This is a genomic window from Paenibacillus sp. Z6-24 (assembly GCF_054161335.1).
This window is the reverse complement of sequence record NZ_CP096398.1, coordinates 2159088-2172221: the sequence shown is the minus strand read 5'-3', so window position 1 is coordinate 2172221 and position 13134 is coordinate 2159088. Positions and strand designations below refer to the sequence as shown.

The following is a 13134-nucleotide window of genomic DNA, read 5'->3' as shown; positions in this document are numbered from 1 at the left end:
CAGCAAGCAATGGATTTGATTCCATACGATTTTAAAGCATTCAAGAAACTGCTGTCCAAAGAGCAGAACGAACTACATAGGCGGGAGCTGGAAGGCACCCTTTTGGAACCAGCTCGGGAAATGCAAACCATGCTGCTGCAAGGAGCCACATCATTTTGCTTGAACATTATGCATCCTAAATATGGGGGATCATCCGGGGAGTTTCTCCGGTAGGGACCCAAAGGAATGGAGATGAACACATGTCGGTAAAAAGAGAAGATGTTGAGAAGATTATCGAAGCCATTGGTGGCAAGGATAACATCGAAGTCGCTACGCATTGTGTCACACGGCTTCGTTTCTCGCTGCTCGATGAAAGCAAGGTCAACAAACAGGCGCTGGATGATAACGAACTGGCCAAAGGCTATTTCTCTACACAGGGGCAATTTCAGGTTATTATCGGACCGGGTATTGTGGACAAAGCCTATGAAGAATTGATAGCGATTACCGGAGGCCAGCGTGCCAGCAAAGAAGATGTCAAAGCCGCAGCCATCAAGCATAAAAGTCCTATCCAGCAATTTATCAAAACCCTGTCCGATATATTCATTCCCCTGCTGCCTGCACTCGTCACCGCAGGTCTGCTGCTCGGGATCAACAATTTGCTCACCGGGCCGGATATTTTCTATAAAGGGCAATCTCTCGTTGAAGTGTTTCCGCAGTGGGCGGACTTTGCAGCGATCGTCAATACGATTGCCAGTACGGCCTTCACCTTCCTGCCTGCACTGGTCGGATGGTCGGCAGCGACGAGGTTTGGCGGCAGTCCGCTGCTCGGCGTCCTGCTCGGTCTGATTCTGGTCAACCCTTCCCTGCTCAGCGCATACGATTATGCCAAAGCATATAATGCAGGAACCGTACCCACCTGGAATCTGTTCGGTTTTCATGTAAATGCCGTCGGTTATCAGGGTCAGGTCCTTCCGATGCTCGTCGCCGCCTACGTATTGGTCGTGATCGAGAAATGGCTCAATCGGAAGGTACCCGATTCATTGAAGCTGCTGGTCGTAGCGCCTGTCGCTCTGCTTGTCACCGGATTTCTCGCTTTTGTCATTATCGGTCCGGTTACCTTTACGGTCGGTAATTGGCTCACTGCCGGGGTGGTGTGGGTTTTCTCCACGGTTCCATGGCTCGGTGGTCTGCTGTATGGCGGTCTGTATGCCCCGCTCGTTATTACCGGGATGCATCATACGTTCCTCGCGGTCGATCTGCAGCTGATCAACTCAACCGGTGGTACATTCCTGTGGCCGATGCTGGCGCTCTCCAATATTGCGCAGGGTTCCGCAGCACTGGCGATGATGTTCGTAATCCGCTCACAAAAGATGAAAAGCCTTTCTGCCACGACTTCGATTACGGCATTTCTTGGCGTAACCGAACCGGCGGTATTTGGTGTCAATGTTCGTTTTAGATATCCGTTATTTATGGGTATGCTCGGTTCGGCGATCGGCGGCATATTGCTGACGATGAACAATGTCAGAGCATTTGCTGTCGGTGTCGGCGGCCTGCCCGGATTCCTAGCTATTGATGTAGGCAACTGGGGTACGTTCTTTATCGGTATGGCGATATGTCTTGTTGTTCCTTTTGCCGGTACCCTGCTCTGCCGCAAGCTGATTATACGCAAGCAGGAAGCCGCCGGAGAGTCTGTGGAAGAGGATATTGCTGATGATGATGTGAAAAAAGTTGAAAATGGTCGCAGTCCGATGAAGGATTCCGATCAGGTGGCGGCTTCTGCCTCATCCACATCGGCCAAAGATGTGGATGTACTGGAACTGCTGGCTCCCATCTCGGGGAAAGCCGTTGCGCTGGATAATGTTCCTGATCCAGCCTTTGCCGAAAAACAAATGGGTGAAGGTATTGCAATCGAACCAACAGACGGCAAGGTATATGCTCCATTTGACGGTACTGTAGCCCATGTCATCGATAAGAGCAAACATGCTGTTATTCTGGAACATGCCAGTGGTGTGCAGATCCTCGTTCATATCGGTATCGATACGGTAGGTTTGAAAGGCGAAGGATTCAAAGCCCATGTCGCTACCGGTGATACCGTGACCAAAGGACAACTGCTGCTGGAGTTCAATATGGAGACGATCAAGGCAGCCGGTTATCCGACGATCTCCCCGATCATTGTACCGGTCGGTCAGGATATGATCGAACGTATTGAAGAAATTCCGGGTCCTGCCGAAGCCGGAAAAACACCGGTCATCCGGATTCATCTGACCAAAGCGCATATGTAACTCATCCGTGGATTACCGAATTTAATAGTATGTACCGTATCGTCTGCTGTTCGGCTCATTGCTGGCAGCAGGCGTTTATTTTGCGGTTTCAGTCTTTTGATTTTTCGATAAATCGTCTTCTCCCAGTCTTCGATCTGAAGCACGGACACCGGGGAACCTGGCATGATACTCGCCTTCAGGAAGATGACATCCACTCTGCCGAATATGAATTTGGCAAAGTGGATTAGAGACCGGTTATCCTCACGGCTGGTTACCTCGGTCACATGGCAGGCTGCTCCTCCTTCATTTGTCCGAATATCCTGTAGCAGCTGGGCCGCTTGCTGGATCGGATGCTGTAGGATTTCTTCCCGGAAATCAGGCAGATGGATATGATATTGTTCGGTTCTACTGAAAAGCGACGTAAAAAAAGCGAAATTAGCTGGTTGGGTGGAAACCTTGCTTTGCTGCTCGTGAGGTCAACTATTACGGCACTGTGAGGACACGCGCTTCGGAAAGAGATTCTACCACTTCCTCCGGTTAAAAAGGGAGATCTTGAACAACCGCCTGCAGCGGTCGATCTCCCTTTTTAAATGTCGGGCGTTGGTAGAATTCTCTTTCCTGCGCTCTGTACAGGAAGCTGCTTTGAGGGATCTAACCTTTGTGAGGCAAATAAGTCGGCTTATCTCTTTTGACAGACGTATACCATGTGTTTGCTGGTGGCAGACAGTGGTGTCTTACGCCAATCTTCATAACGATGCAGAACTTCGAATCCATGTTGATTGAGCAGTCTTTCCAGCTCCTGTGGATATGTATAGCGCAGATAGATCTGTGTGGACAGTTCGTTAACAATCTCTCTCGTATTATCCTTGTAACGCCGGATCGTACGGTAATGCTGAATCTGAGTTAGCGTATCATAATGACTGATTGTCGATACTTCCACCTGATGTCCTGCAGCGCTATCTGTATAGGTACGCCAGTATTCTTCCCTCTCCGGCTGAAGCAGTTCTGCTGTGGATGGGAAGCGCGTATTAAATACAAACCGCCCTCCCGATATCAGATGCTGATATACCGAGCGAAGCAGCCCATCCTGCTCTTCATTGGTCAGGAAATGCTGAAAGGAATTGCCTACTGTAAATATAAAGTCACTTTGCTGATCGAGCTGCAAAGACGCAATGTTCTGCTGAATCCATTGTATCGGGTTCTTCGGGGCAGGCAGCGAAGCTGATTTGCTTCTGGCTGCATCCAGCATACCAGGATGGAGATCCACACCGATCATACGATGGCCTGCGGCAGCGAGCGGGATTGTGGCTCTTCCTGTACCACAGGCCAGATCGATCACAGGTCCTTTTGTCGATTCTGCCAGAGAGGACAGGAAATAAACGTCTTTCTGGAAACCTTCATTTTCTTCGTCATATAAGTGTGGATGATCGTATTCTTCGTCATTGTAATACCGAGTTGGCATAGCTTTTCTCTCCTTGCTGTTATGTAGGATTGCTGTTTTGATGGGTGAATTATACTTCTTCTATCTTAATTGGTGACCTTGCAAATTACATTATTTATTTAAAAATAATAACAGTATGCACAGAAAACAGTAGTTCCCCAAGAAACTACTGTTTGTGAAAGTGAATTTTACGTATCTCTTGTATAGGGAAGAATCTCTGACCTTAAAAACTTGAAAGTTGACTTGGCGACCAGCTGGCTGGATTATTTGCTGTCCGGCATGTGATAGACTTCCTCGCCTCTTCTCAGGTAATAAACGATATCGTCGATAATCTTTTCGGCATGCATCTGGCTATATTTTCCGTAGACCTGTCCGTTGATCCGGACAATACAAGGAGAATGTGAGATATCCACCGTCGCTTCCTTCAATTCCACAATAGACATCTTATCTTGCGAGCAAACAAACATTCGAATCTCCTCCCGGCGGGTATCTGCCTGTTAGTTTATTATGATTTCCATTATAAGGTATAAATTATTAAATAATACATGAATTTATCAATCATTATATAAAACGATTAATGAAGTGTTCCTATTTATTCATAATTTCTTTGGCTGCACTATATCAGTACCCTCCGTATCCGCAGTGCTAACACGAATAACCACATTACCCTTTTTATGACCTTGTTCCACGTAGCGGTGGGCATCCGGTACTTCATCCAGCGTGTAATAACGGTCAATGACCGGCCAGATCTCTCCCGCTTCTGCGCGTTCTCGAATATAGATAAGGTCATCTCTTGTAGTACGGATCATGCCTTGCCCATCTACCGTTATATACGTGCCACCCGGCACAAGGGCTGGAACTGCCTGCTTCTCCGATAATTTCCCTACTGCATCGAAAATAATATCGTATCGTTCCGGCTGTTCATGGAAAACGGTTTTTGTATAATCGATAACCTTGGACGCTCCCATGGACTGGACCATCTGCAGATTGTTCGGACCGCATACGCCGGTGACGACCGCTCCGTAATGAGCCGCCAACTGAACGGCCGTGGAACCGACGGCGCCCGATGCGCCATAGATTAATATGCGCTGGCCGGGTTGAATGCGTGCCCGCCGCAGGAAGCATAGCGCAGATGTGCCGCTGTATGGCAGAGCAGCCGCCTGCTCATAAGCCATCCCCTTGGGCATCCGAGTAATCTGGGCACTCTCGGGCAGGCGTATATATTCGGCATGGGCACCGAAGCGCATTCCGGTAAGCGCAAATACACGATCTCCCCGCTGGAACTGGGTGACTTCACTGCCGCAGTCCACCACCTGTCCGGCCAGCTCTACGCCAAGCACCGGATTGCGGGGCTTGCGTATACCGAGCACCAATCGCATAGGTATCCACAGCAGGAGTGGACTCCGGAACTGACGCACCCGTATATCCCCTGCAGATACGGTCGTCGCATGAATACGGACAATAATATCTTTTTTATCGGGAACAGGGGTATCCATCTGGGCTATTTCCAGGAAATCTGCCGAACCATAACGAGTACATATAACTGCTCTCATTATTAGCCTCCAACTTATATTTATTTATATTCGCACTGCCATGGTAAAATGTCTCCACAATCAGTATGCTAATGATCAGAAACCGCTTTCTACTTTCTTGTAAAAAAGGAGCTAATCATGAATCCAAAACTGCTCAAAGTACTCAAGAAACTGTACAAGCATCCTAATTATACCTATGATGCGGATCGGCGGATTAGTCTTTATCGGACAGACACACTATCCTCCGACGAACAGGAGCTGATACTGCAGTATCACTGGGAAGCCAATGCACTGGATAAATTTACTCATGACAGCATCCATGAACGCCTGATATCGCTGCAAACCCTTCCTGTACTTTCCTGGGAATCGGCAGCTGCCGCCTTTATCGCCGGTGTAGGCGGCAGCTTCCCGCGCGGCATCTCTTCCCTCGAGAGCTACCACCGTATGATACATGCTGCTGCGCATCCTTATGAACAGGCTGACAAGTTTATTTGCTGCGGCGTATGCGGATTCAGTGTCCATTCAGCCGGCTGGACGAATCTGTCGTATTTGCGCTATGTGCTTCATCTGGGCAATGCGTATGGCAGTGATCCGATTGGAGCGCTGGTTGATCTGACCGAGCTGGCAGAGATGATGAATGAGCAGCCTGTGCGGCCTTCTGCTGAAGATATTGCGGTATTCCGCAGCCTTTTGCAAGTATTGGATGAAGCACCTGCAAATGAGACACCCGGTCAGCTGGAGAAACGGCTCACCGCAATGAAGCTGGTCAAAGGCACTGCCGGTATCCGGCGCGGCATCCTGCAATCGCTGGCTACCGTCGGCATTCTGCCCAATATGATTGTAGAGCTGTATCCGGATCGCTGGACGAACAAGGAGATTATTATGAATGGAGAACTACAGCTCAGCAATACCCGTGGACGCTCGGATATGCAGATGCCCTGGGCCGGCTGGCAGGGCGAACTGGGAGTGGATCACAATAAGTCGCAGCAAATTTTCGGACGCTGGATATAGTCACACGCAATAGTAAAAGCCACAAAGAATCCTGACTCTGATGCAAGATCCTTGTGGCTTTTGTAGATATGTTGGTCCGAATACGCGAATGGGATAAATAAATAGTAAGATAGTTCATTTCTTTTATTCCCGAAAGTTATTAAGCTGTATACATACCATCTTGCATTCAACGAGGATGGGCACTTGATACAGGAGATGATCGCACAGGAAAAAGCAGATAACTACCTATTCCCACCACCAATGAAAAGAGGTTTTTCCCATGAATACATACTGCCAGAGTGTTTTTGATCAAATGGATATGGCGATCGAATCCATGGTTCAACTCATTCGCATACTGGATGAACAGGATCTGCATATTCGGCCGACTCCCGGCAAAATGTCCATCGGCGAGCTGATCGCCCATATCGCCGTATTGTGCAAAGCGGACTTCCTGATTGGTGCAGGGGTTTCGGAGGATGAGATTGACCGGTTCTATGAGCAGGCCGAACCTGCTATGCAGCCGGCAGCACTGGAAACTGCTCTGCTGGAAAATTACGATTTCCTGCGAAAAGGCATTGCTGCGCTGGATGATGTCGAATTGATGCGCAGAACGACCGCTTTCTGGGGAGGTATTCATACCCGTTTTGAATGGCTGCTGGATACGCAGGCCCATCTGTATCACCATCGTGGACAGCTCCATGCCATGATGGTACATGTACTGAAGATCGAGCCGGGTGTACGTTTATTTGAATAATCGCCAGCTTCTTCCGAGCCAGCGGGAACCTTACGGAAGACAGCGAGGCAAACTGGCAGAACGAAGAATTCCTTACAGACAGGGGCGGATGGCATGAAAGAAAACTGGGAACATTCGAGTTTGGCTTCAGGCATTACACAGCCGGAGATCGAACAGATGATAGCGGCCGCTTTTCCGGATCAGAAGCTGCTGCAAGCCGAGCGTACAGGCACAGGTCTGAGCAGCGGAACATATAAAATCCATCTGGAACATACAGACACCCCCTACTTGCTCCGCATCTCTGCCGGTGGCGCTGCTACCGCGCAGATGGAGCAGGCGATTACAGCCAAGGTCCAAGCCTCGGTTCCTGTCGCCCGGTATATCCATCTGGATACCAGTGGTACTGTATCCCCGCATGCGTGGTCGATCCTGGAGTGGAAAGAAGGCATTCTGCTGCGGGATATGTTGCAGTCTGCCGGAGAACAGCAGACTGCCGAAGCGGCGGCAGCGGTAGGAACCGTACTCGCTCGTATACATGAATATTCATTTGAGGAACATGGATTCTTCGCACCTGATCTGAGTATTGCTGATCCGTTTGCCATGGGAGCGGATGGGTTCCTTGCATTTATTGAAGAGAGTCTGCAGCCGGATCAGTCCGGACAGTGGCTGGACAAGCCGGTACAGGAAGAATTGTGGGACTTTTGTCTGCTTCACTCTCCTCTGCTGTCTGGCTTAACCGAGCCACCGCTGCTCGTTCATTCGGATTTTAACGGTCTGAATCTGCTGCTGACGACCGACTCAGCAGGTGTAAAGGTCTCCGCTGTGCTTGACTGGGAATTTGCGTTCTCGGGCAGCCGGTATGTGGATATTGGCAATATGCTCCGGTATGGGCAGGAACAGTCGGTGTATGAGCAGCATTTTATACAGGCTTATCGTCAGGCAGGCGGACAGCTGGATGACCAGTGGCGGCTGTTATCCCGATTGCAGGAGCTGATTGCGCTGCTGGATATGCTGAACCGCTCTACCGCAGAGATGCCTGTTCGGATTGCCGATTTGCAGCGGCTTATTGCGCGTACGATTATATTGCCCGCGTTATGATGTTAATATTAGGAATTGTGAATTTGTTGGATCATTCTTTTGAAATATATGGAAAAAGGGTACAATGAAATGAATCTACCTATAGAGAGGAAGGCCAACACGCTATGGAACATAAATCTGCTTATAATCTTGTTATTGTCGGATATGGCGGCATGGGAAGCTACCATGGGCAGCTGATCGAGAAAACGGAGCGGCTGAACGTATCAGGAGTATTTGATACCGCCGATTACCGTATGGATCTGGCCAAAAGCAAGGGATATCCGACGTATGACAGTATGAAAGCGGTATTATCCGATGAAAATGTGGATATTGTGCTGATCGCCACGCCCAATGATGTGCACAAGGATCTGGCGATTGACGCGCTGCGTGCAGGCAAGCATGTTATCTGCGAGAAGCCGGTCACCATTCACAGTGCCGATCTGCTGGACATTATCAAAGTTGCCGAGGAGACAGGCCGTGTCTTCATGGTCCATCAGAATCGCCGCTGGGATGAAGACTTCCTCATTGTGCGTGAACTCGTCCAAAATCATACGGTCGGCCATGTATTCCATGTGGAATCCCGCGTACAGGGAGCAAACGGCATCCCGGGTGACTGGCGTCAACTCAAAGCTTACGGCGGCGGTATGCTGCTCGACTGGGGCGTGCATCTGCTCGATCAGCTGCTGCTGCTGACCGACAGCAAAATCGACAGTGTCTCCTCTCATCTGAGTACCATTCTGGATACCGAAGTGGATGACGGGTTCACTTCCTTTATCCGGTTCAAGGACGGCCTTACGGCACTGGTCGAAGTAGGTACGACCAACTATGTCAAGCTGCCGCGCTGGTATGTGAAAGGTACGGAAGGAACTGCGGTTATTCACGACTGGGATCTGAGCGGCGAAGTGGTACGCAACAATCCTGATGTCGACAAAGTAGAACCCAAGCCGATTCAGGCAGGACGCGGATTAACCAAGACGATGGCTCCTCCTTCGGAAGAATCGACGATCCGCAGTGCGATTGAACGAGCCAAAAATATTCCCGAGGAATTTTATAACAACTTTATTGCCGTGCTTGAAGGCACAGCCAAACCGGCTGTTCCCAATGAAGAAGTACACCGGGTGCTGGTGCTGATCGAGACCTTATTCGAGGCAGCAGAGCAGAACCAGATCATCCACCGCGAGATCTGATCCATCTTCCTCCCGGCTATTCATCAGGGCTGTGGCAGAGGCTGATCCAGTCAGCAGCTGGCGCAGCCTTTTTGTCATGGAAATATGGATTCGCCGCTGTGTTGAATCGCCAGGCTGTACATACTATACTGTAAGGCAATGTGTCATCAAGCCTGAAAAGAAAGGAAATCGCCATGATCCCACAAATCGGAGATATTTATTGTGTCTATTCGCAGCAGCTGCAGCAGTATACGGCCTGTCAGGTGACCGACTATCAGGAAGATGAATCCGGAGGCGGCGGACTGCTCGCTGCCGTTCTTACCCTCGACTGGGCCGGGCAGGAGCTGCCTCATAACGATCAGCTGCACCGAATGCATCCGCTTATATGCAATTATTTTTTCTGGAAAGACAAGCTGGATCACAGCTATGTAAATGCCCTTGTGCCTCCAGGCTATATCTACGTCGGCAATATTCCGCCGCTCACCACGAGCAAAACACACAGTTATGGCGGCGACTGGAGTAACGGGGACAGTGTCTATCGCCAGCGGCAATGGGAGCAGATTGACCCTGTACGGCGCCGGGAATTCAAGGAGGCAGCCGACGATTACAGTGAAGTGCAGATTGGTCATGCATCTCTTCCCCGCCGCACACACCGGCTGGATGTGAAAATGCTGTCCGGACTGGAAGACTGGTCGGAGCTACGCAAGCTGCCCTGTCTGACCGAAATTCATACCGACCGCTATGATGAGAATCTGCTCGCCTATCTGCGCAGCAATCCATTTCTGATCAAGCTGTCCCTGTCCGGAGAATGTCCTGCTGTAATGGATCTCTCGGGAACCCATATTACGGATCTGAGCCTGAATGTTGATAGGTTAGAGCAGCTGATTACCGGCGAACAGACCACGCAGCTGCATCTATCAGGATCTGCATCAGCTCCATGGACCATTCAGACACCAGACCAGGGACGCGGGATGACCCTGTCGGTTGGTCATCCGGGACTGCTGTTCAGCTTGCAGGGACTGCAGCGGCTGCACAGTCTGTATGTATACCAGATTCAGGAGCTGGATATGCAGGAGCTGATCCAGCGGTTTCCCCATCTGCATCAACTGCGGCTCTGGGGCAAGCCGGGAGTCATCAGCCAGATGAATACACTCATCCGTTTAAGCAATCTGCATGGGTTCAGTACGCATGATCTGTTCGGATTTACCGGTGAGGAATTTCCTGCACCGGAGCAGCTGCCTTATCTATCCTCGCTGTGGCTCAGCAGTCTTCCTGCCGATGCCGCGAAAAGCATCAAAAAAGCATACAAACCGCGGATTCCACTCGGACTGGATCTGTCTGTCACCAAGCCCCGCAACCCGCAGTGGCTCGAGGGGAATCTGCATAATCCTTTTCGGGACTGGGACGGCCGGGAACATATTGCTGCGGCCCATGCGCGCAAAGCAGCCCAGCTTTACAAGAAAATGCTGTCTGCAATCCGCAAGCTGGACGCACAGGCTGCAGAACGAGATATTATAGAGCAGCTCGTCGCGCTGGTCACCGAGTATACGGAAGCTTTTAACAAAATGGATAAACGCAAATCATTTATTGATACGATTGAGCGTGAAGAGATCTATGCGGTACTGGAGCAGCTGCTGGATCAGGCAGAACTGCGATACGGGCAGCAGAAAAATCCGCTCCCCGTAGATCGGGAGCAGCTGTATTCACTGTTTGATGAATTGCGTGATTTTTAAACAGTAGATTCGAATATGGTAAATCGATTGGGTAGACAGACTGCAGGTCCGCCGGAATCAGATAGATGATCAACGAAGCGGCTGGTATCAGCCGCTTTTTGCAGTTACCAGGGAGTGTATGTACCTCGCAATCTCTGCGGCGCTGAGCGTATCGGTGTCGATGTATTCGCCAAAGTCTCCTGATTCGTACGCGGCCAGGCAGCGATCGGTCTGCTGGAAGCACCAGTTGCCCTGCTCTTCTCCTCTTGCCAGCAGCCGCTCGTGAATGACCGATTTGGAGGCGCGCAGGCAGTAATGATAAGTATTCCGGTCAATTATCTCGAATCCGCGACGGATGAATTCGAAATTCTGATCGCCGTAGAGCGTCATCGGAACGATCAGATGCCTTTGATACTGCGAATATAGACTTTCAGCGACCTGCACGACAAGAGATTTCCACAGATCCATATCCTGAAAATCCCCTGTCTGCTCATGAGGCAGCTGCACAGCAGCAGGAATCAGCTGCCTCAGCATATAACCAACCTCCTCCGGATCATAAATCATGCTGTCCGGGAGCAGCTGATGAATCTGCTCGGCAACTGTGCTCTTGCCTGTACCAAAAGCACCATTGATCATAATTATCATTAATACTCCTTCTTTCTGCATATATGGATTTGCAGTATTTATATATTTCATATATTCTCTATGCAGCTACAGATCATGCAGTGTCTATCCAGTTCGGGACTGTTCTGTTCACATACATACAAATGCTGTCTCGTCCATTGCCGGTTTGTTCCATCCCACGGTATATAGTCATCATTTTGGCCGAATGTTGCTCGGCCTTCTATCCGCTACCTATTTGCTGTTCTGTCAGGAACAGAGCGATGGATACAAAGCTGTAAACCTTTACACACGAACGCCAAAATGTGTTTTAATAAGACTATTATTGATTACATCAGATGTAAAGGAGTGTCAACCCATGCAAATATCCTACTTTCTGCTGCCCAAAGAGCAGGTCGCCTATATAACTTCCTCTATATCGATGATGGAAGCCATGGAAGATCTGGAGCGTCATCATTATACGGCAATTCCAATCATCGATGATGAGGGTAAATACGTAGGCACCCTATCCGAGGGTGATCTGCTCTGGAAACTGAAAAATTCATTCAACCTGAACTTTGAAGCGATGCGTGATATTCCGATCGCCCAGCTGCAGCGTCGTGTACATAATGAGAGCGTAGAAATCACTGCCAATATGGAGGATATGCTCACACTGGCCGCGGATCAGAACTTCGTACCGGTCGTCGACAGCCAGGGAATCTTCCTCGGCATTATCCGCCGCAAGGACATCATCGCTTATTATACCGATAATATTACCGATTAATACGCCGGCGGGCAGAACGTATGGACGGACGATTGTATATTCATACTTCGGGTCCGCAGGGCAACCGGATCATTCTGGAACTTCCGCTCACATGAAAAAAGCCGTTCCGGCAAAAGCGGAAGCGACTTGGGGATATGCTGGGAATCAAGCTTATCACTTGGCTGTTTCTTCGATGACATCAATACCATAGGGCGTAATGGAAAAGTGGATAAAACCGACAACGTCCTTGATCTCAATCAAGCCTTTTTTGCTGAGATAATCGTAGGCGAGCCGGGTCTCTTTGTCTGTGAGCGGGCCGGTATTTTTCTTGGGTCCGGGCAAATTGTAGGACTTCTCATCCGGACCGAAATGGTATTCGTACAGATCCTGGAGCAGCTTCATTCTCAATTGCTTTCTCTCTTCAATTGTCATTGTCATGGGTACGTTCACCTCCAGTGCAGCGTGCATCTCAAGCCAGAGTGTCTGCCGACCAACCAGCTGTATGTAAACGCCTTGTATAATCTAATGATAGCACGAAGTGAACTATTTGTATGTTGCTGCCGGAAAGTTTGTGGGCCGGTTTTATTCGCAAGTTGGATACATTCCGATATATTGCGGCAACTTTTCCCCTCTATACTTACCGAGCAGCTGCTTTTTCCCGATTATCCTACCTATGGCAACGATCACAGCCTGATGGCAAAGAAAATATTTAAATGATTGATTTTAGAAAATTCACTGCAAGACATATCCCCTCTCCCGGCGATATGGACTGATAAAGGCAGGCAGCGTAAGCAACATTATGCTGACGCGGATGCGGTAGTGACAGTATGACTACAGGCAGCGAAGAACAGCCTGTCGGATAGCAAAAAGCAATCACACC

The 13134-nt window shown here is 49.6% G+C and carries 13 protein-coding genes; 7 read left to right on the top strand and 6 right to left on the bottom strand.

The genetic code is table 11. The annotated features are described in order from the left end of the window. The first annotated feature begins 239 nt into the window (after positions 1–239). Positions 240–2261: a PTS system trehalose-specific EIIBC component gene (gene treP, locus M1D61_RS09585; protein ID WP_458122133.1), complete on the top strand. Its 2022-nt coding sequence runs from the start codon at positions 240–242 to the stop codon at positions 2259–2261. Here the strand turns inward: treP and M1D61_RS09580 are convergent. The 4 genes from M1D61_RS09580 to M1D61_RS09565 form a co-directional block, all read right to left on the bottom strand. Continuing rightward, positions 2237–2524, bottom strand: coding sequence for a hypothetical protein (locus M1D61_RS09580; RefSeq protein WP_458122132.1), 288 nt, complete (start codon positions 2522–2524; stop codon positions 2237–2239). The genes treP and M1D61_RS09580 overlap by 25 nt on opposite strands. A 395-nt stretch (positions 2525–2919) precedes the next feature. Next, entirely contained in the window at positions 2920–3702 is a 783-nt protein-coding gene (locus M1D61_RS09575; protein WP_458122131.1) for a class I SAM-dependent methyltransferase, read from the bottom strand. Positions 3703–3944: 242 nt separating this feature from the next. Beyond that, entirely contained in the window at positions 3945–4148 is a 204-nt protein-coding gene (locus tag M1D61_RS09570; protein ID WP_046216516.1) for a hypothetical protein, read from the bottom strand. A 129-nt stretch (positions 4149–4277) separates the two neighbouring features. Beyond that, a complete protein-coding gene (locus tag M1D61_RS09565) occupies positions 4278–5234 on the bottom strand; it encodes an NAD(P)-dependent alcohol dehydrogenase (protein ID WP_458122130.1) in 957 nt (318 codons plus the stop codon). Positions 5235–5351: 117 nt separating this feature from the next. On the opposite strand from M1D61_RS09565, the gene M1D61_RS09560 reads away from it, so the two are divergent. The 5 genes from M1D61_RS09560 (at position 5352) to M1D61_RS09540 (ending at position 10912) form a co-directional block, all read left to right on the top strand. After that, a complete protein-coding gene (locus M1D61_RS09560; RefSeq protein WP_458122129.1) occupies positions 5352–6224 on the top strand; it encodes a hypothetical protein in 873 nt (290 codons plus the stop codon). Positions 6225–6483: 259 nt separating this feature from the next. Further along, a complete protein-coding gene (locus M1D61_RS09555) occupies positions 6484–6957 on the top strand; it encodes a DinB family protein (protein WP_458122128.1) in 474 nt (157 codons plus the stop codon). Between the two features lie 93 nt (positions 6958–7050). Continuing rightward, positions 7051–8034 carry a phosphotransferase family protein gene (locus tag M1D61_RS09550; RefSeq protein ID WP_458122127.1) on the top strand — a complete coding sequence of 328 codons (984 nt, stop codon included), beginning with the start codon at positions 7051–7053 and terminating at the stop codon, positions 8032–8034. 104 nt (positions 8035–8138) lie between these two features. After that, entirely contained in the window at positions 8139–9200 is a 1062-nt protein-coding gene (locus M1D61_RS09545; protein ID WP_458122126.1) for a Gfo/Idh/MocA family protein, read from the top strand. A gap of 173 nt (positions 9201–9373) precedes the next feature. Continuing rightward, positions 9374–10912: a hypothetical protein gene (locus M1D61_RS09540; protein WP_458122125.1), complete on the top strand. Its 1539-nt coding sequence runs from the start codon at positions 9374–9376 to the stop codon at positions 10910–10912. Positions 10913–10999: 87 nt separating this feature from the next. Here M1D61_RS09540 and M1D61_RS09535 read toward each other — a convergent pair whose 3' ends face one another. After that, entirely contained in the window at positions 11000–11536 is a 537-nt protein-coding gene (locus M1D61_RS09535; RefSeq protein WP_458122124.1) for an AAA family ATPase, read from the bottom strand. 334 nt (positions 11537–11870) lie between these two features. On the opposite strand from M1D61_RS09535, the gene M1D61_RS09530 reads away from it, so the two are divergent. Continuing rightward, positions 11871–12275, top strand: a complete 405-nt coding sequence (locus M1D61_RS09530) for a CBS domain-containing protein (RefSeq protein ID WP_458122123.1) — start codon at positions 11871–11873, stop codon at positions 12273–12275. A 153-nt stretch (positions 12276–12428) separates the two neighbouring features. On the opposite strand, the gene M1D61_RS09525 is transcribed toward M1D61_RS09530, so the two are convergent. After that, on the bottom strand, positions 12429–12692 hold the full coding sequence (locus M1D61_RS09525) for a hypothetical protein (RefSeq protein WP_046216507.1): 264 nt from the start codon (positions 12690–12692) through the stop codon (positions 12429–12431). Positions 12693–13134: the final 442 nt, after the last annotated feature.

Excerpts from the sequence above, each read along its gene's own strand:
- M1D61_RS09550 (WP_458122127.1), top strand. The coding sequence starts at position 7,051 with ATGAAAGAAAACTGGGAACATTCGAGTTTGGCTTCAGGCATTACACAG.
- M1D61_RS09525 (WP_046216507.1), bottom strand. The coding sequence starts at position 12,692 with ATGACAATGACAATTGAAGAGAGAAAGCAATTGAGAATGAAGCTGCTC.
- M1D61_RS09560 (WP_458122129.1), top strand. The coding sequence starts at position 5,352 with ATGAATCCAAAACTGCTCAAAGTACTCAAGAAACTGTACAAGCATCCT.
- treP (WP_458122133.1), top strand. The coding sequence starts at position 240 with ATGTCGGTAAAAAGAGAAGATGTTGAGAAGATTATCGAAGCCATTGGT.
- M1D61_RS09565 (WP_458122130.1), bottom strand. The coding sequence starts at position 5,234 with ATGAGAGCAGTTATATGTACTCGTTATGGTTCGGCAGATTTCCTGGAA.
- M1D61_RS09575 (WP_458122131.1), bottom strand. The coding sequence starts at position 3,702 with ATGCCAACTCGGTATTACAATGACGAAGAATACGATCATCCACACTTA.
- M1D61_RS09535 (WP_458122124.1), bottom strand. The coding sequence starts at position 11,536 with ATGATAATTATGATCAATGGTGCTTTTGGTACAGGCAAGAGCACAGTT.
- M1D61_RS09555 (WP_458122128.1), top strand. The coding sequence starts at position 6,484 with ATGAATACATACTGCCAGAGTGTTTTTGATCAAATGGATATGGCGATC.
- M1D61_RS09545 (WP_458122126.1), top strand. The coding sequence starts at position 8,139 with ATGGAACATAAATCTGCTTATAATCTTGTTATTGTCGGATATGGCGGC.
- M1D61_RS09540 (WP_458122125.1), top strand. The coding sequence starts at position 9,374 with ATGATCCCACAAATCGGAGATATTTATTGTGTCTATTCGCAGCAGCTG.
- M1D61_RS09570 (WP_046216516.1), bottom strand. The coding sequence starts at position 4,148 with ATGTTTGTTTGCTCGCAAGATAAGATGTCTATTGTGGAATTGAAGGAA.
- M1D61_RS09530 (WP_458122123.1), top strand. The coding sequence starts at position 11,871 with ATGCAAATATCCTACTTTCTGCTGCCCAAAGAGCAGGTCGCCTATATA.